Below are 20100 nucleotides of genomic sequence, written 5' to 3' on the forward strand. Positions count from 1 at the left end.
CCCAATAGACTAATCAATTATGCCTCGGCATAATTGCGTCCGGAGGCTTTAACTTCTTTCAGCAGGTGTCCAAACACCTGCTGAAAGAAATTAAACTAAAGCTTCCACTACATAAGTAGGCTGCTGCTCTTTTTCTAGCACAACCTTTGTTGGGGTAACACCTGTATTAACATGGATTGTGTCACAGCCAAAACGAATGCCACACATTATATCTGTGTCATAATTATCGCCAATCATCACCATCTCATCTTTTGCAAAGCTATGCTCTGTCGCAATGACTTCAAGCATTGCAGGTGATGGCTTACCGATGTAGATGGGCTCAACATCTGCAACCTCACCTACTAATCGAGCGAAGGACCCATTCCCCGGGAGAAATCCATATTCTGTCGGAAATTTAATATCTTGATTCGTTGCGATAAACGCAGCTCCATTTTGCACGGCAATCGTCGCCTTTGCAAGTGCCATATAATCTAGATTTCGGTCAATCCCCATGACAAATACTTCAGGCTCTTCCTCGATAGGTTCAATGCCTTCATTAAATAACGCTTTTCGTATACCATCAGAACCTAACATGGCCACTTTTTTGCCTGGGAAATTCAACGCTACATATTTCGCTGTAACTAATGCACTAGAGTAAATATGCTCTAACGGTGCTTCCACACCAATAGCGCTTAAAGCTTCCTGCAGCTGCTCTCTTGTTTTAGAAGAATTGTTTGTTACGTAAAATGGCTCAATTCCTGCTTGTTGTAAACGATGAATAAAAGTAATCGCAGAAGGAATAGCTTCCTTTCCACGGTAGACTGTACCATCTAAATCAAAGCAATATGCCTTGTACGTTTTCATTGATGATCCTCTGGCAAAAATGCTGAAACAGGGCCTAGTTCATTTGTTAAATAGCTATTCACAGCTGGTGAGAATTGCTTTAAGGTAGGTAGACTCGCTGTTAACACATTTACGACTTCTTGAATATCTACTTCTATAAACTCACGAACAAGCATTTTACGTAAGCCAACAACTGCTTTTAACGGTGTTTCCATTTCAGATGACACGACTTTTTCATCGATTAAAATATCAATAATATCCTCATAGCTTCCTGGATCACGCATAATGAAACCGTCAATCATTAAATTTCCTACGTCCATCATCGACTCCATCACATTGTGACCAATTCGCTCGATTGCTAATTTCTTAATATCGTTTTCTAGCCAGTTATCTTCTGACTCTAAAATAGCTAATAGTCCATCTAAGTACTGTAAATTTTTTGTGATTTTATTACGATCTACAAAATACACAAGGATAGCCCCCATTCAAATCTTTAAAAGTTGATAGTCATTTCTCTTCTATAGTACCATATCTATAGGACTGGAAGGAGATTAAAAGATGGAACGCTTTTTTTTATATGATGATGTAGAGGATACGAAAACACGCTTTGTTAGTTTTGCTGGAAATAAGTTACGTTATGATTTAGCCATTTTGCAATCAGGTCGCTTCTTTGGTAAAGTGCTTGTCATGGATATCCAATTTGGACGCTTTGCTATAATAGGGCCAGATGATGTAGAAGAGCCGGGCTACCTAGAACATGTTTACAATCGTACAGAAGAAGATACAGTAGAACTACGTGAATATTTACGTGAATTATTGAACTAACACCCTTGATTGGGTGTTTTTTTTATGCTTCCATAAAAGATTCAATACAAAAAAATTCCGCTCTTTCTGCAAGCATATGGTAGCTTTGTGCACCGTTCGGCAGAAGGTAAACGAAATTTTTTTGTAAATATCTCAAATTTACAGCTAAATGGAGAGCATCTATCGGGCTGTTCTATTCATTATTATTTACAATTGCAGGATTATCCTTATTGTGAGGCTTGTCTTTATTTTCATTATCATTTTGCTTTTTCGCTTGTTGATTTTGTCCAATGACAGCTAAATCATCTACACTAATATCAAAGCCATAACCATATTCTTCTCGGTCTAACGGTTTTTTATTGCGTTTTTCTTTAGTCAAATTCATCACCTCCAATAAATAAATTATCCTTTTTTAATGGATTTATACGTATCTTGGATGATGCTTTGCTACATCGAATTATGCTGTTGCATCCTTAATAATCCAATCAGCAGCACTTATTAAATCTGGAAAAACGGCATCAGCAAGTGGATCTTTCTCACCTAAGAATACTCCCTTAGTCCCTGCTCTTTTACCTGCTATAATATCTGTATCCGTATCTCCCACCATATAGGATTGTGTTAAATTAATATTATACTTTTCACCCAGATCAACGATTAATTTACTATTGGGCTTACGGCAGGCACAGCCCGACTTTGGTTTATGGGGACAATATACGACTTCATGAATAATAGCCCCTTCCTTCTTCAATTCCTTCATCATGTGCTCATGTATTTTTTGAAGCTGCATTTCTTTCATATACCCTAATCCAACCCCACCTTGATTGGTTACCACAAATATATAGTCAAAGTATTTATTTAATTTTTTTATAGCTTCCGGAACACGCGGCAGGAAATAAAGTTCCTTAGGCTTATTCACAAATTTAACGCGATTCGTTAAGACTTCATTGATGACCCCATCACGGTCCAAAAATACAGCTTTTTTCATCTAAACAACACACACCTTTAATATAAAATAAGTAGGTTAGTATAAAAGTCAAAAAATGCAGGCTCATCACCATAACATGTGGTTGATGAACTACGTTATTATTATTCCCAATTTTAAAAAAACCTATCACTACAAAATAAAAACCTGATGCAAATTACATCAGGCTTTAAAAGTTTATTCTGCTAGTCGTTCATTCTCAACAGGCTTTGTCACTTCGCTCGCTTCACTCACTACAACTTCTGGCTGTTGAATAGACTTACCGGATTTGCGCAATACGAAAAATGCACAGCCAAAATTACAATACTCATATAAGTAATCTTGAAGTGTACTAATTTTTGTATCGAACGTAGCTTTCTGGTTTTTATCGTCAAAAAAGCCTTTTAAGCGTAATTGATTATAGCCCCAGTCGCCCACAATATAATCATATCTGGCTAAAATATCTGAGTATCGTTCCTTGAACACTTCTTCTTGAAAAGCTTCTCGGTAATCTTCAATAAGCTCGTATTCATATCCTTCAATATTAATCAAAGGGACACCACCTTCTATTTCAACATATGTTTTTACAGTTCTGCATGTAACTGACGTGCTTTTGTTGCTTCGTTAACTTGTTCATCAGCATGATAGCTACTACGTACAAGTGGACCTGCTTCACAATGCTTGAAACCTTTTTCCATCGCTATTTTACGCAGTTTACCAAACTCTATTGGAGAATAATACTTTTTGACAGGTAAATGTTTTTTCGTTGGTTGTAAGTATTGGCCAATTGTCATAATATCTACGTCATTTGCTCGTAGATCGTCCATAACTTCTATAATTTCTTCCTCTGTTTCCCCTAAGCCAATCATTAAAGATGACTTCGTAGGGATATCTGGTTGCATTTCTTTTGCTAAACGCAGAAACTCTAATGAACGCTCGTATTTTGCACGTGCACGTACTCTTGGCGTTAAGCGACGCACTGTTTCAATATTATGATTTAAAATATCTGGCTTCGAATCCATTAAAATTTGAAGATTTTCTTCCAAGCCACCTAAATCAGATGGTAATACTTCAACAGATGTAAGCGGACTTTTACGACGAATCGCACGCACTGTTTCAGCTAATACTTGTGCACCGCCATCCTTTAAGTCATCACGCGCTACCATTGTAATAACAACGTGCTTTAAGTTCATAATAGCTACTGAATCTGCTACGCGTTCTGGCTCTGCTAAGTCTAACTCATTTGGTAAACCTGTTTTAACAGCACAGAAACGGCAAGCACGTGTACAAACCGACCCAAGAATCATCATTGTTGCTGTACGTCGTTCACCCCAGCATTCATGAATATTAGGACAGCGTGCTTCTTCACAAACTGTATGCAGATTTTTTTCACGCATGAGCTTCTTTAGCCCTTTATATTCATCATTTGTGTTAAGCTTTATTTTTAACCAATCAGGTTTTCTTAAATGTTCTTCTCTTTCTTTGCTTGTAGGTTTACAAGATGTCATACGAATATCGCCCCTATCAAAAATATGCATTTTTATAAAACTATCTTCACTCTTGTCAATGTAACATAATATATGAACTCCAACAACTATCACAGTAACTTTTCTATTTGTCTTTAGTAAGAGGGACTTCAATTGACGGCTGTGTTGCTCCATCACCATTTGAATAAACATTTGGCACATGGCCCTTCACTATGCCCATTGCTACCGGAATATCCTGGGAAACTATAGCGGTTTTACTAGCAAAAGGGACAATAATTTGTACATTTACCTCTAAATGAATTCCTACCTTCACAAACGCACTATTAATACCATATTCCTCTATTGAAGAAGTAACATCACTATGCACATTACCCATCACATGGAAGCGTACTGGAATTTTAGGTCCTAAATTCCCGAGTAAAGGGATATTGGCCGCCTGGCTGAGAGGTACATAAAAAACAATTCCTTCTTTCTCTTTTATCTTGTTGTAATCATATTCTATGTTATCAAGATTTGGTAAATGCGATAACTCCCCTTGCTCAGCCTGTTCTAAATTCATCTTTACTTGCTTTACTGTTTCGGCACGAACTCGATTAATCATTTCTGTATTAAATTTCAAATTAGAGTTATCACCAGGGGATACTTCTACAAGAATATCATCAATATCTAAAACATTGGATGTGGCATTACTGACAACATAAGAGGCAATCTTGTTCGTTTGTGCTTCCGCATATTCTAAATAGGTTGGCATAAGCCTTTCATTCAGAAGATAAATAAATAAAAAAACACCAACAATCACACATACAATTAATAGGGTTAAACGATTTAAACGACTTCCCTTTTTTCGATAGTTTCCAGAATTGCTATATGATCGTAATTTCATCCTTTTTCGAGGGAAAAACAAAAAAATCTCCTCCTGTTCCATAACGTATGAACAAGAGGAGATGTTTATTCGATTTTCTATGGTATATAATCCGCTTCAACACTTTCAATTGTTACGGATGGGTAGTCCATTAAATTAATTTCATATGTAGCCGACAATACTTGATTTTGCTTCTCAAAAATACGAATCCATGGTAATGCTGCACAAGATGGATTTTGTCTAGATACAATACCTCGACTCCCATCCGATAATTTCAAAATAACACCGTTTGGATAATGGACAACAGACTTTTTCAATGCTTGCACAATACGTGCATCGTATATAGTTCCAGAGCCGGCTTCTACAATTGCTAGGCCCTGAGAAGGTAGCATTTTTTCACGATATACACGACTGGTAGTCACCGCATCAAAGACGTCTGCTACACCAATAATTTTTGCAAACGGATGGATTTCAAAATCAACTAAGCCCCGTGGATAGCCACTCCCATCAATTCGTTCATGATGTTGGAAGGCACAGTGTGCGACAAGCAATGATATGGAATGTAAATTACGTAACAAATCAAAGCCATATCGAGTATGCTGCTTCATCGTTTCAAATTCCTCATTCGTTAGTCGCCCTGGTTTAGTTAGGATCTCTTTTGGTACCATCAGCTTCCCTACATCATGTAACAAAGCGCCAATCCCAATCAAACGTAAATCCTCAACTGAATATCCAAGCTCTTTAGCAATTGCTATCGAATAAAGAGTGACTTGAAAGGAGTGTTGATATAAATATTCATCAAATAAATAAGCATCTGTTAGGATTGTTAGAATTTCATCATTACTACTAATTGCAGACAATAACTCATCTACAATTGAAATAATTGCTTTTGATTGCTTGTCAAGTACATAAGAGGCATTTACTGAATTTAAACCATTGATTGATTGGAAAGACTCTTTAATGGTTGAAATTGCTTTATTTCGAATAACAGTTGGAACGGTTTCCTTTACCTCAATACCTTCAGAAATTTCATCATTTATATATACATAATGTGTATTTAATTGTTGTAGTCTTTGAATAATACGTGCATTAATGACAACGTCTTTCTTTAAAAGAGGGTGTCCTGCCTCATTCCAAATGGTTCTCCCTAATAGCATTCCTTCTTTTACTGCATCGATTGAAATTAAACGCATGACCTCTTCCCCATTCCATTCTAAAGCATCTTTATCTATTGCTTAAAGAATCTTTGCCCATAATCTATCATAATATTTCGTAAAAATTCTGGTAAAATATATTTCTTCTTCGCATATTTAAAGCTTGGATAAAAATAACCGAACGTAAACAAATCCAGCGTTACTAATTTGTAAATTCGATCGTTATCTGCAACCTTACCATTGATAAGTAATTGACGATCTTCATTCATTGAAAAGCCATAAGTCAGCATCTTTCCAAAGATAACGCCTCTAAACCCTAATCCTTTGAGCTCAATATAGGGCCACTCTTCATTTTTAGATTCCTGAAAAATCTCTTTCATTTCAGCAACTGATAATTCAATCGTACATAAATTTATAGGATGAGGGAAAATTCGATGCAAATCTAGTGCAGTCACTGTTCCTTTAGGTAAACCATCTAAAAAAATACCCGCATTAAATAACGCACAGTCCGCTCCACTTTTTTCTAAAATGGCCTGCGCAAACAAATCGGATAATTGCGAATAATGGAACCATTCCTTGTTATACGATTTTTTCGTGGTGAATACTGGAATATCAAGTAATCGTTTACCTTCTTCCTCTAAAGACTGTACAATATTTTTTTCGTATTGAACAGTTGGCAAGTCCTTATTATGAATTAATATATCCTTTTTTTCAACAATCTTCCTCATTTTTTTATCAAATTCTACAACAAGATGACCAGTATATTGTCCAAATTTACCGCCACCTGTTAATAAAACGCCATTCACTAGTTTTCCATTCGGGAGAACATGATGTGTATGTGAGCCGAATATTACATCAATTTCTGGGCATTCCTCCGCTAAAAGCTCATCCTCTGTTATCCCTAAATGTGACAGACAAACAATAATATCTACTTCTTTACGGAGCTGCAGTGCTAAGTGAATGAGTGTACTTCGTGCCTCATTCATCTCCCAGTTTAATTCCTTATAATAAATTTCAAACATAGCAGTGGCTGCAATAACTGCTAGCTTTGTACCATGAGCAGTTGTTAATACAATATACGGCTTCATCCACGCTGGATTTGTTCCTTGTGAGGCATACACATTAGCAACGACAACATCAAAAGCTGCTTCATCATACAGATGATATAGCTCCTCATGGGACAATGTTATACCTTCATTATTACCAATTGTCACTACGTCATAGCCAGCTTCATTTAATAACATCACATTGCCCTTACCGACTGTTGCTTCTGTATAAATATTTGACCGATCTAAATGATCTCCGACATCAAATAAATAGCTTGTTTCCCCCAGGTTTGTAAGCCCGATACGCATCTCTTTCACATAGCTTTGCATTCGTGGCCAATACTTAAAATGACTGTGCAAATCATTCGTATGAAAAATATGAATTTTTTCCTGCATGAAAGCCACCTCATCTTTAAAATAGCTTCTGTTTCTGTATAAGTGCTATAACTCATCAGACCTTAATGTCTGTATAAAGTCGTTTTCTAGACACTTCCAATCAAGTTGACAATAAACCCTCGATAATAGAACGAATTCCTAATAACAACAAAATAACTCGAAGTGCTACTACAAGAGTATCCGATTTAATTCTTTTGTTTAATGCTGCCCCAAGCTTTGCCCCAATATAAGCCCCTGGAATAACTGGTATTGTATAGAGCCATGGTACATGCCCTAAATAAATATGACTCGCTGAGTTAACAAGCGACGAAAGAAAGACCATAAACATCGATGTTGCCACTGCAACATGTGGTGGGAATAAAAATAAAATAATCATAGCAGGCACCATCATTGAGCCTCCACCGATCCCAAATAATCCAGAGGCAAAGCCTATGCCAAATGTTAATATAATGGCAAACCAAATTGGATAGCCGTATACAAAGGTATTTCCTTCATTATCCGTGAATTCCTGTTGCACACCATTTTTTACAAACCATTTTACAGGTTTCAATCGATCACGTACAAGTAATATCGTCGCTAAAATGATCAATAAAATACCAAAATATAAATTAAAAGATGGTAGATCTAATCCCTTATTTACCCATGCGCCCAGCATTGTCCCAGGAATACTCCCTATGAAAAATATAGAACCGCTTTTATAATCAACTGTTTTAGATTTCATAAAGCTTAACGTTGAGGCAAGTCCAGTGAAAATCATCATAACAACAGATAAACCAACCACTTTTTGGGGAGTTATATCTGGCATCATCCCTAGATTTAATCCAATGTATAATGTTGCTGGAACTAAGATAATTCCTCCACCAAGCCCAACTAATGAGCCAATTAACCCTGAAAATAATGCAATAATAGCTAAAAGAATAAATTCCATTATAGTTCCCCTTCAAACATGTTTAATTGCTTAGGCGCTAACCCTACATCTTTAATCGCTAAAATCCCTTGTAACTCCTTTGCATTTTTAGCAGCATGAAGCCCTGAGTTATTATTGAATAATACATACAGATCCTGTACCTCTGATTGGAGACGTTTCACATGCTGACCAAGCTGCTGTAATTCTTCACTATTATAATCATATAAAAAACGAACCTTGCGCCAATTTTCGGCATTACCAGTATTACGCCACCCATGAATGTTACGTCCATGAATACGTACAAGTGCCTTTGTCGCAGTAACAGTAGGATAAAATGGTACAGAGCCTACGCCAGCCTGTGGTTCATCACAAATCGTGTGAATAAATTGATGCTCTCGTAAAAAATCCATCGTTTGCTGCGCTACATTGTCCGCATACCACGTCCGATTGCGAAACTCTATAGCTACGTCAAAACCTTCGAGCTGCTTCCTAATATACAAAAGATATTGGACATTTTTTGCCTGACAATCAAACCAAGGTGGAAATTGTGCAAGTATCATCGCTAGCTTCCCATGACGTTTAAATTCATTAGCACATTCGATAAAGGCATTAAACATGTCATTCTTCGATTCAAATGGTATGTCCCCACGTAAATGACCAGTCATCCCTTGATAGGCCTTCACAACAAAACGAAAATTTTCTGGCGTATCCACACACCATTTCTGAACATTCTCTATCGAAGGTATGGCATAAAAAGAAGTATCTACTTCTACCGCTAAAAAATGACCTGTATAATCGAATAATTTTTCCTTTGAGGCAGTCACTCCACTATAAAGTGAAGGATGATCACCCCAACCAGTTAATCCAACTCGAATCATGTGACTCCCTCCTCTATGTACATTATCATAGCACACACTTTCTAACGAAATATGAACGTATCATAAAAAAACATAGCTCATAAAAAAGGGAAATAAAACATTTGTTGCTGTCGCTTCGCTTTCGCACAGATAAAACATCTGTTGCTGTCGCTTCGCTTTCGCACAGAAAACATTTGTTGCTGTCGCTTCGCTTTTCGCGCAGAGCAGAGTTCCTGGGGGCGTCTGATGAGCCGCTTGGGGCAACAGATGGTTTTTGCGTGAAAGCGTAGTGCTAACGTAGCGGCAGCAGCAGGATGAATCGTGTTCACTTAAAAGGGGTTCCAATATTTATCACCATAAGTACATAAATATAGACCAAAACTGTTAAAGACTTTTGGTCTATACTTAAAACAAATTATTTTATAAGATGTAGCTGGATGGCTTCTAAAATCTTAGTTCGACTATCGAAAATGATTTTTCACACCGAACAGTCAACCATGAGATGACATATGCAAAAGGAGAATCACAGCGTAAGGTGAAGTTGACAGTACCATTTATTGAATTGTAATCCTAGCATCAATTCTTGTTTTTTTAAATCCGTTAAGGATATTCCCCCTAAATAGACATAAAAAAAACCCGTCACAAACATTGCTGTGACGGGATTTTGAAGTTTTATCCGATTGAACCTTCCATTTCAAACTTGATCAGACGGTTCATTTCTACTGCGTATTCCATTGGTAATTCTTTTGTGAATGGTTCAATGAAGCCCATTACGATCATTTCTGTCGCTTCTTCTTCAGAAATACCACGAGACATTAAGTAGAATAATTGTTCCTCTGATACTTTTGAAACTTTCGCTTCATGCTCTAAAGAAACATTATCATTTAAGATTTCGTTGTAAGGAATTGTATCTGAAGTAGATTGGTTATCCATGATTAACGTGTCACATTCAATGTTCGCACGTGCACCACTTGCTTTAGGACCGAAACGAACTTGACCCATATATGTTACTTTACCACCTTGTTTTGCAATCGATTTCGATACGATTGTTGAAGATGTGTTTGGTGCCATATGAATCATTTTCGCACCCGCATGTTGGTGTTGCCCTTTACCTGCTAGCGCGATTGATAATGTCATACCACGAGCGCCTTCACCTTTAAGGATACAAGCTGGATATTTCATTGTTAACTTAGAACCGATGTTACCATCGATCCATTCCATCGTACCGTTTTCTTCAACAACTGTACGCTTTGTTACTAGGTTGTAAACGTTGTTCGCCCAGTTTTGAATCGTTGTATAACGGCAGTATGCGTCTTTACGTACAACAATTTCTACTACTGCTGAGTGTAAAGAGTTTGTTGTGTAAACAGGAGCTGTACAACCTTCAACGTAGTGTACGTGAGCACCTTCGTCTACGATAATTAGCGTACGTTCGAATTGACCCATGTTTTCAGAGTTAATACGGAAGTAAGCTTGTAACGGTGTTTCCACTTTTACACCTGGTGGTACATAGATGAATGATCCACCTGACCAAACAGCTGAGTTTAATGCAGCGAATTTGTTGTCAGTGTAAGGAATCACTTTACCCCAGTACTGTTTGAAAATATCTTCGTTTTCACGTAAAGCTGAGTCTGTATCTTTGAACACAATACCAAGGTCTTCAAGATCTTGTTTCATGTTGTGATACACTACCTCAGATTCGTACTGAGCAGATACACCAGCAAGATATTTTTGTTCTGCTTCTGGAATACCTAATTTATCGAAAGTAGCTTTGATTTCATCAGGTACTTCATCCCAAGATTTTTGTGTAGCTTCTGATGGTTTTACGTAGTACGTAATTTCATCAAAATCTAAGTCTCCTAGGTCGCCACCCCATTGCGGCATTGGTTTTGTATAGAAAGTTTCAAGTGCTTTTAAGCGGTACTCAAGCATCCACTCAGGCTCTTGTTTCATAGTTGAAATTTCACGGACGATTTCTTCAGTTAAACCACGTTTTGAACGGAAAATTGATACGTCCTTGTCATGGAAACCGTATTTGTAATCGCCAATATCAGGCATTTTTTTAGCCATTGTTTCTCCTCCGTTCATGAATTATTGTTATTTATCTAGTCTAAAACGAAACCCCTCGTCCTGAATGAAAACATGTATTATTGCTTTTATTCAAGTGTTTATTGGGATAAAATTATTACTTTACGCCTTTTTCCATCGCTTTCCAAGCTAACGTCGCACATTTAATACGTGCAGGGAATTGTGAAACACCTTGTAGTGCTTCAACATCCTCAAGGTCATATTTGTCGCTATAGTCTTCACCCATCATCATTTTAGAAAAGATATCAGCAAGGTCTAATACTTCCTCAACCTTTTTCCCTTTGATAAGTTGTGTCATCATTGATGCAGACGACATCGAAATTGAACAGCCTTCACCGTCAAATTTCGCATCCTCTACAACACCGTCAGTCACTTTAAGCGTTAAGTGAATACGGTCACCACAAGTTGGATTGTTCATATCAATCGTTACAGCATCTTCTTCAATCGATCCTTTATTACGAGGATTTTTATAATGATCCATAATGACTGAACGATATAGTTGATCTAAATTATTAAAAGACATCGCCAAAATACTCCTTCGCAGAACGTAACCCTGTAACTAGGCGGTCAATATCTTCCTCTGTGTTATACAGATAGAAACTTGCACGCGCTGTCGCTACTTGTTGAAGACATTTCATTAATGGCTGAGCGCAATGATGTCCTGCACGAACAGCAATACCGCTCATATCAAGAACCGTTGCCACATCATGTGGATGTACATCGTCTAGGTTAAACGTAACAAGTCCACAACGCTTCATTGGATCACGCGGGCCGAAAATTTTAAGTCCGTCAATTGTTTCAAGCTGATCCATCGCGTAACCTGCAAGCTTATGCTCATGCTCCGCAATATGATCAAGCCCTATTTCAGTTAAGAAATCAATCGCGGCTCCTAAACCTATTGCACCTGCAATAATAGGCGTTCCACCTTCAAATTTCCACGGTAATTCTTTCCACGTCGAGTCATAAAGTCCAACAAAGTCAATCATTTCGCCACCAAATTCAATTGGCTCCATCTTTTCAAGGTGTTCCTTTTTACCATATAGTACACCTATTCCTGTTGGTCCGCACATTTTATGGCCTGAGAATCCTAAGAAATCTACATCCAAATCCTGGACATCGATTTTCATATGTGGTGCTGCTTGTGCCCCATCAGCTACCATTACAGCACCATTAGCATGTGCAATTTGAGCGATTTCTTTAATTGGATTAATCGTTCCTAATACGTTTGAAGCCATTGACACCGACACAATTTTTGTTTTAGGCGTAATAGTCGCACGTACCTTCTCCAAGTTAAGTGTGCCATCTGCTTCAAGTTCAATGTATTTCAGTGTTGCATTTTTTTCCTTTGCTAGCTGCTGCCAAGGAATAATATTAGAGTGGTGCTCCATGTGAGTAATGACAATTTCATCACCCTCAGCAACATTAGCACGACCATAACTTGCTGCTACTGTATTTAAAGCGGTTGTAGTACCACGAGTAAAGATAATTTCTTGTGTCGATGTAGCATTGATAAACTTACGAACTTTTTCACGTGCTCCTTCATACTTGTCAGTAGCACGATTTCCTAATGTATGCACACCACGGTGAACATTGGAATTATCGAATTCATAATAATGCTTCATTGCTTCGATCACTTGAATAGGTTTTTGAGAAGTGGCTGCACTATCAAGGTAAACAAGCTTATGACCGTTTACTTCCTGATTTAAAATTGGGAAATAGCTTTTAATGTCTTTATTCATCATTAGCGAACTTTCCTTTCAATAACCTCCGTCAGTTGCTTTTGAACGCCCTCGATTGGTAATTGCGTAACAACTGGCGCAAGGAATCCATGGATAACAAGGCGCTCTGCTTCTGCTTTTGAGATACCACGACTCATTAAGTAGTACAGTTGTAGTGGATCAACTCGACCAACAGATGCTGCGTGTCCTGCTGTTACATCGTCTTCATCGATTAATAGAATTGGGTTTGCATCGCCACGAGCTTTTTCAGAAAGCATTAATACACGTGATTCTTGTTGTGCATCAGCTTTTGTTGCACCGTGTTCGATGTAGCCAATACCATTAAAGATTGATTGTGCTGCGTCTTTCATCACACCATGCTTTAAGATATGACCGTTTGAGTTTTTACCCCAGTGACGAACTTCAGTAGTAAAGTTAAGTTTTTGTTCACCGCGACCAACAACTACTGTTTTTGTATCAGCATGAGAACCGTCACCGATTAGATGTGAAATATTTTCAGAAATAGTATCTGAATCATTCATTAAGCCAAGAGCCCAATCTACTTTCGCATCACGAGCTAGTCGAGCGCGACGATTAACATAAGTAGTAAATCCTTTTGCAAGTACATCAACAGCACCGTAAGTTACTTGTGCATTATCTTGCACTACTACTTCTGCAATAATATTTGCTTGACCTTTTGCTTCTTCAACTGTTGAAATATATGTTTCAACATACGTTACAGCTGAATTTGCTTCAGCTACAACTAACACGTGGTTATATAAAGAAGCTTCTGCGTTATCGTTTAAGAATACTACTTGAAGCGGCTGTTCGATAATTACATTTTTCGGTACATATACAAACACACCACCATTTACAAGTGCCGCATGAAGCGCTGTTAGCTTATGCTCATCAACTTTTACTGCTTCTGTCATAAAGTACTTTTTAACAAGCTCATCATGTTCACGAATCGCTGTTAAAATATCTGTAAAAATAACACCTTTATCAGTAAGTTCCTGTGATGTTTTAATGAAAGCTGGTGTGTTATTGCGTTGAATATAAAGATTTTCTTGTGCCTCAAAATCAATTAAGCCTTTTGCTTCTTCTGGTAATACATCAAGTGAAGCGAATCCTTCACTGTCAACTGTATGAGTTGGGAAATTCACAAAATCCCATTTTGTAATATTTGTTCTGTCTGGTTTTGGCAAATCTAAACCAGTTACTTTGTCTAGTGCTGCCGCGCGAAGCTCTGTAAACCAAGCCGGTTCACCATTTGCTTCTGAGAACGAGCGCACGTCCTGTACTGTTACAGGCAAGTTAAGTTCCACTGTCATGCTAGTTCGTCCTCCCTCTTATGCTTCTTGTTCTTCTGTTTCTTCTTCGATACCTAATTCTTTTTTAATCCAGTCATAGCCTTCTGCTTCTAAACGTTGTGCTAATTCTTCGCCACCAGATTTAACAACACGACCTTGCATCATTACGTGTACATGGTCCGGTGTAATGTAGTTAAGTAGGCGTTGGTAGTGAGTGATCATTAAGCAACCGAAGCCTTCTCCACGCATTGCATTGATACCTTTTGATACAACTTTAAGTGCGTCAATATCAAGACCAGAGTCAATTTCATCTAAAATCGCGAAAGTTGGTTTAATCATCATTAATTGAAGAATTTCGTTACGTTTTTTCTCACCGCCAGAGAAACCTTCGTTTAAATAACGTTGTGCCATATCTTCATTCATTTCAAGGAATTCCATGTTTTTATCTAATTCACGGATAAATTTCATTAGTGAAATTTCATCGCCTTCTTCACGACGTGCATTAATAGCTGAACGTAAGAAATCAGCATTTGTTACACCAGCGATTTCAGAAGGATATTGCATTGCTAGGAATAGACCTGCCTGAGCACGCTCGTCTACTTCCATTTCAAGTACGTTTTCGCCATCAAGTTCAACTGTACCAGAAGTTACTTCATATTTAGGGTGACCCATGATTGCAGAAGCTAGTGTAGATTTACCCGTTCCGTTTGGTCCCATAATTGCGTGAATTTCATTTGTATTGATAGTAAGGTTTACGCCTTTTAATATCTCTTTCCCGTCGATTTCAACGTGAAGATCTTTAATAACTAAAGTTGACATGAAAATACCTCCATAGTGTGTTCAGTGAATGGTGAACCATTCCTTAATTATCATCATTCTAATCTTAACTGAAAATCGTTCTCTATGCAAACCATTTCAATCACTTTCATTCTCTTCTGATATAATCCTTAAAAACAAAGACTTTGTAAGCATTTTCAGATTATTGCCAATCATTATTGACAATGAGAATCGACTTCCTTCATTTTCAATAAATCAGATCTAATTGAGAATGAATTTCATCTAGCAACATAGTGGAAACCTCGCAGGAAGCGTTAATTGTAGCGGTTTTGTGACAGTTATGCATAAATAACAATACCTATACTATAACCTTTTTCATTAGAATGGAATCAATTAAGGGAAAGAAATCAAGGAAGTATGATTTTATCGGAAACTTATTCTGCTTATGACCAAGATTCAGGGATGACATTAGTAATAAGAACATATGCCATGTATATACGTTGATTGGAGTGGAGGCTGGGCGACTCCTTTGGGATCAGCGATAGTAGAACGGCTCATCGGACGTCCCTAGGAAGCTTTACTCTGTGCGAAAGCGAAGCGTCAGCGACAAAGCGCCTAGCCGGAACGGAAATCAACCACACGTTATGATGATGGGCCTTAATCGATTTAAACATCTGTTTTATTTACAATCATTTCTCATCTTAAATAGTATATAATTGAGGTATAATCAATCGTATTTTTCGATTAATAGAGGTGAATATCTAGTGGAGTTACGTCAATTACGTTATTTTGTTGAAGTTGCTGAACGTGAACACATTTCTGAGGCTGCTGAACATCTTCATGTTGCTCAATCTGCAATTAGCCGACAAATTGCTAATCTAGAAGATGAATTAGGCACAGCACTTTTTGAACGGGTAGGACGAAATGTTAAATTGACACCGATTGGAAAAACGTTCCTTGAGCACACAATTACCGCTCTGAAAGCCATTGATTTTGCCGCAAAGCAAGTAGAAGAATATTTAGATCCGGCTAAAGGTACGATAAAAATCGGTTTCCCAACAAGCTTGGCTAGCTATGTATTGCCAACTGTTATTTCAGCCTTCAAACGTGAATATCCAAATTTGCAATTCCAGCTCCGTCAAGGCTCCTATCGCTTTTTAATTGATGCAGTCAAAAATCGAGAATTAAATTTAGCATTTTTAGGCCCTCTTCCACCGAAGGATGAAGCGATTCAATCAACAATTTTGTTTACTGAAAATATCGCCGCTTTACTACCAGCAAAACACCCATTAGCTAAAAGGGAAAGTATACAACTCGCTGATTTACGCAACGACTTATTTGTCTTATTCCCAGATGGCTATATTTTACACAAAGTGGCTATGGATGCCTGTCGAGCTGCCGGCTTCTTGCCAAACGTCATCTCTGAGGGGGAGGACTTAGATGCACTAAAGGGTCTTGTCGCTGCAGGTATTGGGGTCAGCTTATTACCAGAAAGCTCCCTGTATGATTCAGCTGCCCGCTTCACAGTAAAGGTGCCAATTAAATCACCTACGATTCCAAGAACAGTCGGCATCATTTCACCCGTAAATCGTGAAATTGCACCATCAGAAAAAATATTTTTAAATTTTGTTACGAACTTCTTTTCACGCCTTTCTCAATTCCAATAAAAAAATCGCCAGCTACGGCGATTTTTTTGGTTTATGTGATTCTTTCCGTCAGATGGCTGTTCTATCCGTCGCTTTGGTGATTCTTTCCGTCATTCTTGCCTTTCTTTCCGTCGCTTTGATTTTCATTTGTCACTTCGGCTCTACTTTCCGTCGTTCTTGCCTTTCTTTCCGTCGCTTTAATTTCCATCCGTCACTTCGGCTCTTCTTTCCGTCGCTCTGGCTTCCATCCGTCACCTTGGCTCTTCTTTCCGTCGCTCTCGTATTTCTATCCGTCAATTCAGCTCTTCTTTCCGTCGCTCTGGTTTCCATCCGTCACTTTGGCTCTTCTTTCCGTCGCTCTCGCATTTCGATCCGTCACTTCAGCTCTTCTTTCCGTCGCTCTGGTTTCTATCCGTCGCTTTGGCTCTTCTTTCCGTCGCTCTCGCATTTCGATCCGTCAATTCAGCTCTTCTTTCCGTCGCTCTCGCATTTCGATCCGTCACTTCAGCTCTTCTTTCCGTCGCTCTCGCCTTTCCATTCGTCACCTTGGCTCTTCTTTCCGTCGCTCTGGTTTCCATCCGTCACTTTGGCTCTTCTTTCCGTCGCCTCGGCACTTCTATCCGCCACTCCGACGTTTCTATCCATCACTCAGCATGTACTAATTCGTTTTTTTGTTAAAACGATCCACAATCATGGCTAATGCACCATCTCCAGTTACATTTGTAGCTGTACCAAAGCTATCTTGCGCTAGGTACAATGCGATCATCAGTGCAACCATTGTTTCATCAAAGCCGAGCATTGTTTGCAGCAAACCAATCGCTGCCATAACAGCGCCCCCTGGGACACCTGGTGCGGCAACCATCGTAATACCTAACATAAAAATAAAGCCTATATATTGTGCAAAACTTATATCCATACCGTTCATCATCATTACACCTAAAGAGCATGTCACTAATGTAATTGTACTGCCCGATAAATGAATTGTTGCAAACAATGGGATTGTAAAGTTCGTTACTTTTTCTGAAGCGCCCGTTTTTTGTGCTTGACGCAATGTAACTGGAATTGCCGCTGCTGAAGATTGTGTGCCCAATGCTGTAAAATACGCAGGAAGCATAGTTCGAAGTAACTTAAGAGGGTTTTTCTTATTTAAAATTCCCGCAGCTGTATATTGAACGAGTAATATTACCCAATGCATCACAATTATTAGTACGAATACAATTGCGAAAACAGATAAGATTTTTGCTACTTGACCACCAAATGTCATGTTCAAGAAGATACCGAAAATATGGAATGGTAAAAGTGGAATAATAACGAATGATATCAATTTTTCAATGATAACATTAAACTCTTCAAAACCACGTTTCATAACATCACTTTGAATGGCAGCCATCCCAATACCTATAATAAACGCAAAAATTAGTGCAGCCATCACATCCATTAATGGTGGCATGTCAACTTTAAAAAATGCCTGCGCTAAAAATTCCTCCGGGTTTTTCATACTTTCCATTTCACCGTTTGCAATGAAATTAGGCAATACATTTCGCGCTACGAAAAAGGCGACTATACCAGCCAGTATTGTTGAGAAATAAGCAAAGAATGTTGCCAACCCTAATAATTTCCCTGAGCCTTTTCCAAGCTGGGCAATACCCGGCGCAATAAATCCAATAATAATAAGTGGTACAACAAAATTTAAAAAATTACCGAATAAACCATTAAATGTTGCAAATATACGTACAAATGGCTCTGACACGAAATTCCCAAGTATTACCGCTAACAAAATAGCGATAATGATTTTTGCCAATAGACCAAATTTTAGTTTCACTTGATTGTCCTCCTTACAAAAACAACTGTCTTCCCTGAATGTATATTAGTAATTTATCATAAATTGTTGCTCTAATAAACCGTTTGATAAATAGACAGAATCGAAGAATTATTGTTTATAATCTAAAAATAATCTCGACCTCGTTCTCAGAAAAGATAAAAAACCTTAAAGCAGACAAGTACAATGTGTCTACTTTAAGGTTCCTTTTCAATTTACTACTATTACATAGAGAATTTGTAGCTTAGCACAGGATTAGCTTCATTCGTTACGTTCAAGTTGTACGCTAGTCTCAAATAACCAAAACATTAACTGCTGCTGATTTTCGGATTCCACTTTCCTATTTAGTGAGCTGTAATCCTTCCTCTGTACTCACTGGTAAAATTGAATCTTTACCTAACCCATTAATATATTTCATAATCTGTTCTAAAATTTCTGGCGTTGTTTCATACTCTTCCAATCGCTCTTCTGTAATACCGTGCAACATAATAATAACCCAAGATTTCTCAGCAACCGCTTTATCAATCCATTTTTTCACATCCGAAAATTCTGTTGTATTTGTAATAGCATATGATTTTAGCCAGTACGGATCATAATTATTAGGTATATTCGTTTCTCTACCTAATACACGTATACCGTCAAAATATTGCATAGCAATTTTCCGTATTTCTTCATTATAATCGGAATAAGGAATCGCAACCGTTGAAACAACACCTTTACCTAGTAAAGACTCGATTGTTTTTATGCTTTCAGAAAATTCATAATGAATATCGCCCACAGATTTTTTTGTTAGGAATTGATGATTTTGTGTATGAGATGCAATTTCTAAACCTAAATCATGTGCAACCCATACTTGAGATGGTGTCATATAAATCTCATCACCTGAGTACAACTTATTACCGATAATATTAAAAGTTCCCGGCATATTATATTTCGAATGAAGTGGTAGTGCCTTATCATACCAATTTCGATAGCCATCGTCATAGGATAGGGTTACAAGTGCCTGTCCATGATAATCAGAAGTATTTAAAGGCGTGATTTTTTTAATACTTTCGATCGCAAAATTGGTCGTAAAAATCAACTTAAAACTATTTTTCAAACGCTTTGATTTATCATTTTCAATATCAGTTTGGACATTTAACGTATATGTCGTATAGTTTTCATATGGTTTTTTAGGCTTCACTTTGACTTTATTCTTATTAATCTCTAATGTAATCGGAAAATCATTTCCCGCTTCATCTTTAATCGTAATTGACGAGCTAGTAATCGATTCTTTATTAATTGGATGGTTAAATGTAATCGTCCATTCCTTATTTAAATCTGCAATTTCTTTGTGCTCTACCAAAGATTCGGCTTTTGTTATAGTAATACCATTTATGCAAAAAAGCACAAATGGTATCGCTAATACAACGATCAGCTTTCTCCACTGAATCAATCGTTCTCTCT

The 20100-nt window shown here is 37.7% G+C and carries 22 protein-coding genes; 3 read left to right on the forward strand and 19 right to left on the reverse strand.

Annotated features, from left to right (window positions below):
- Positions 1–90 precede the first annotated feature (90 nt).
- Both AB9L17_RS19995 and AB9L17_RS20000 read right to left on the reverse strand, forming a co-directional pair.
- Positions 91–843 carry a TIGR01457 family HAD-type hydrolase gene (locus AB9L17_RS19995; protein WP_223555811.1) on the reverse strand — a complete coding sequence of 251 codons (753 nt, stop codon included), beginning with the start codon at positions 841–843 and terminating at the stop codon, positions 91–93.
- A complete protein-coding gene (locus AB9L17_RS20000) occupies positions 840–1292 on the reverse strand; it encodes a DUF86 domain-containing protein (RefSeq protein WP_068985325.1) in 453 nt (150 codons plus the stop codon). The genes AB9L17_RS19995 and AB9L17_RS20000 overlap by 4 nt, the downstream gene beginning before the upstream one ends.
- Positions 1293–1380: 88 nt before the next feature.
- Here AB9L17_RS20000 and AB9L17_RS20005 point away from each other — a divergent pair, with 88 nt between their 5' ends.
- A complete protein-coding gene (locus AB9L17_RS20005; RefSeq protein ID WP_068985326.1) occupies positions 1381–1647 on the forward strand; it encodes a DUF3055 domain-containing protein in 267 nt (88 codons plus the stop codon).
- Between the two features lie 172 nt (positions 1648–1819).
- Here the strand turns inward: AB9L17_RS20005 and AB9L17_RS20010 are convergent, their stop codons facing one another.
- From AB9L17_RS20010 to sufC, 15 genes are all read right to left on the reverse strand, one after another.
- Positions 1820–2011: a hypothetical protein gene (locus tag AB9L17_RS20010; RefSeq protein WP_175401764.1), complete on the reverse strand. Its 192-nt coding sequence runs from the start codon at positions 2009–2011 to the stop codon at positions 1820–1822.
- A 72-nt stretch (positions 2012–2083) separates the two neighbouring features.
- Positions 2084–2611 carry a D-glycero-alpha-D-manno-heptose-1,7-bisphosphate 7-phosphatase gene (locus tag AB9L17_RS20015; protein ID WP_223555814.1) on the reverse strand — a complete coding sequence of 176 codons (528 nt, stop codon included), beginning with the start codon at positions 2609–2611 and terminating at the stop codon, positions 2084–2086.
- 174 nt (positions 2612–2785) lie between these two features.
- A complete protein-coding gene (locus AB9L17_RS20020; protein ID WP_068985329.1) occupies positions 2786–3139 on the reverse strand; it encodes a YutD family protein in 354 nt (117 codons plus the stop codon).
- 32 nt (positions 3140–3171) lie between these two features.
- Positions 3172–4095, reverse strand: a complete 924-nt coding sequence (gene lipA / locus AB9L17_RS20025; RefSeq protein ID WP_068985330.1) for a lipoyl synthase — start codon at positions 4093–4095, stop codon at positions 3172–3174.
- Between the two features lie 103 nt (positions 4096–4198).
- Positions 4199–4999, reverse strand: a complete 801-nt coding sequence (gene yunB / locus AB9L17_RS20030) for a sporulation protein YunB (protein WP_068985331.1) — start codon at positions 4997–4999, stop codon at positions 4199–4201.
- Positions 5000–5034: 35 nt separating this feature from the next.
- The gene (locus AB9L17_RS20035; protein ID WP_068985332.1) at positions 5035–6129 is read right to left on the reverse strand and encodes an HD-GYP domain-containing protein; all 1095 of its coding nucleotides are present in this window, start codon (positions 6127–6129) and stop codon (positions 5035–5037) included.
- 35 nt (positions 6130–6164) lie between these two features.
- A complete protein-coding gene (locus tag AB9L17_RS20040) occupies positions 6165–7532 on the reverse strand; it encodes a bifunctional metallophosphatase/5'-nucleotidase (protein ID WP_068985333.1) in 1368 nt (455 codons plus the stop codon).
- Between the two features lie 100 nt (positions 7533–7632).
- Positions 7633–8460: a sulfite exporter TauE/SafE family protein gene (locus tag AB9L17_RS20045; protein WP_068985334.1), complete on the reverse strand. Its 828-nt coding sequence runs from the start codon at positions 8458–8460 to the stop codon at positions 7633–7635.
- A complete protein-coding gene (locus AB9L17_RS20050) occupies positions 8460–9317 on the reverse strand; it encodes a DUF72 domain-containing protein (RefSeq protein WP_375199683.1) in 858 nt (285 codons plus the stop codon). Before AB9L17_RS20050 ends, AB9L17_RS20045 begins: the two co-directional genes overlap by 1 nt.
- A 77-nt stretch (positions 9318–9394) precedes the next feature.
- Positions 9395–9625, reverse strand: coding sequence for a hypothetical protein (locus tag AB9L17_RS20055; RefSeq protein WP_375199684.1), 231 nt, complete (start codon positions 9623–9625; stop codon positions 9395–9397).
- Positions 9626–9968: 343 nt separating this feature from the next.
- The gene (sufB, locus tag AB9L17_RS20060; protein WP_068985344.1) at positions 9969–11366 is read right to left on the reverse strand and encodes a Fe-S cluster assembly protein SufB; all 1398 of its coding nucleotides are present in this window, start codon (positions 11364–11366) and stop codon (positions 9969–9971) included.
- A 115-nt stretch (positions 11367–11481) separates the two neighbouring features.
- A complete protein-coding gene (gene sufU / locus AB9L17_RS20065; RefSeq protein ID WP_223555819.1) occupies positions 11482–11907 on the reverse strand; it encodes a Fe-S cluster assembly sulfur transfer protein SufU in 426 nt (141 codons plus the stop codon).
- On the reverse strand, positions 11897–13126 hold the full coding sequence (locus AB9L17_RS20070) for a cysteine desulfurase (protein ID WP_068985346.1): 1230 nt from the start codon (positions 13124–13126) through the stop codon (positions 11897–11899). The genes sufU and AB9L17_RS20070 overlap by 11 nt, the downstream gene beginning before the upstream one ends.
- Positions 13126–14433, reverse strand: coding sequence for a Fe-S cluster assembly protein SufD (sufD, locus tag AB9L17_RS20075; RefSeq protein ID WP_068985347.1), 1308 nt, complete (start codon positions 14431–14433; stop codon positions 13126–13128). Before sufD ends, AB9L17_RS20070 begins: the two co-directional genes overlap by 1 nt.
- Positions 14434–14451: 18 nt before the next feature.
- Complete coding sequence (sufC, locus tag AB9L17_RS20080) at positions 14452–15237, reverse strand: Fe-S cluster assembly ATPase SufC (RefSeq protein WP_175401765.1); 786 nt, start codon at positions 15235–15237, stop codon at positions 14452–14454.
- Between the two features lie 716 nt (positions 15238–15953).
- Here sufC and AB9L17_RS20085 point away from each other — a divergent pair.
- Positions 15954–16856: a LysR family transcriptional regulator gene (locus AB9L17_RS20085; RefSeq protein WP_375199685.1), complete on the forward strand. Its 903-nt coding sequence runs from the start codon at positions 15954–15956 to the stop codon at positions 16854–16856.
- Positions 16857–16908: 52 nt separating this feature from the next.
- Entirely contained in the window at positions 16909–17535 is a 627-nt protein-coding gene (locus tag AB9L17_RS20090; RefSeq protein WP_375199686.1) for a hypothetical protein, read from the forward strand.
- Here AB9L17_RS20090 and AB9L17_RS20095 read toward each other — a convergent pair.
- Entirely contained in the window at positions 17494–18657 is a 1164-nt protein-coding gene (locus AB9L17_RS20095) for a dicarboxylate/amino acid:cation symporter (protein ID WP_068985351.1), read from the reverse strand. The genes AB9L17_RS20090 and AB9L17_RS20095 overlap by 42 nt on opposite strands.
- Before the next feature lie 337 nt (positions 18658–18994).
- A complete protein-coding gene (locus AB9L17_RS20100) occupies positions 18995–20089 on the reverse strand; it encodes a polysaccharide deacetylase family protein (RefSeq protein ID WP_068985352.1) in 1095 nt (364 codons plus the stop codon).
- Positions 20090–20100 lie beyond the last annotated feature (11 nt).

The organism is Lysinibacillus sp. RS11 (assembly GCF_042019215.1).
Lineage (GTDB): Bacteria > Bacillota > Bacilli > Bacillales_A > Planococcaceae > Lysinibacillus > Lysinibacillus xylanilyticus_A.

Bases quoted from the DNA above. Each gene is read 5' to 3' on its own strand.
- AB9L17_RS19995 (WP_223555811.1), bottom strand. From the start codon at position 843: ATGAAAACGTACAAGGCATATTGCTTTGATTTAGATGGTACAGTCTAC.
- AB9L17_RS20005 (WP_068985326.1), top strand. From the start codon at position 1,381: ATGGAACGCTTTTTTTTATATGATGATGTAGAGGATACGAAAACACGC.
- AB9L17_RS20010 (WP_175401764.1), bottom strand. From the start codon at position 2,011: ATGAATTTGACTAAAGAAAAACGCAATAAAAAACCGTTAGACCGAGAA.
- AB9L17_RS20015 (WP_223555814.1), bottom strand. From the start codon at position 2,611: ATGAAAAAAGCTGTATTTTTGGACCGTGATGGGGTCATCAATGAAGTC.
- lipA (WP_068985330.1), bottom strand. From the start codon at position 4,095: ATGACATCTTGTAAACCTACAAGCAAAGAAAGAGAAGAACATTTAAGA.
- yunB (WP_068985331.1), bottom strand. From the start codon at position 4,999: ATGGAACAGGAGGAGATTTTTTTGTTTTTCCCTCGAAAAAGGATGAAA.
- AB9L17_RS20035 (WP_068985332.1), bottom strand. From the start codon at position 6,129: ATGCGTTTAATTTCAATCGATGCAGTAAAAGAAGGAATGCTATTAGGG.
- AB9L17_RS20040 (WP_068985333.1), bottom strand. From the start codon at position 7,532: ATGCAGGAAAAAATTCATATTTTTCATACGAATGATTTGCACAGTCAT.
- AB9L17_RS20045 (WP_068985334.1), bottom strand. From the start codon at position 8,460: ATGGAATTTATTCTTTTAGCTATTATTGCATTATTTTCAGGGTTAATT.
- AB9L17_RS20050 (WP_375199683.1), bottom strand. From the start codon at position 9,317: ATGATTCGAGTTGGATTAACTGGTTGGGGTGATCATCCTTCACTTTAT.
- sufB (WP_068985344.1), bottom strand. From the start codon at position 11,366: ATGGCTAAAAAAATGCCTGATATTGGCGATTACAAATACGGTTTCCAT.
- sufU (WP_223555819.1), bottom strand. From the start codon at position 11,907: ATGTCTTTTAATAATTTAGATCAACTATATCGTTCAGTCATTATGGAT.
- AB9L17_RS20070 (WP_068985346.1), bottom strand. From the start codon at position 13,126: ATGATGAATAAAGACATTAAAAGCTATTTCCCAATTTTAAATCAGGAA.
- sufD (WP_068985347.1), bottom strand. From the start codon at position 14,433: ATGACAGTGGAACTTAACTTGCCTGTAACAGTACAGGACGTGCGCTCG.
- AB9L17_RS20090 (WP_375199686.1), top strand. From the start codon at position 16,909: ATGGCTGTTCTATCCGTCGCTTTGGTGATTCTTTCCGTCATTCTTGCC.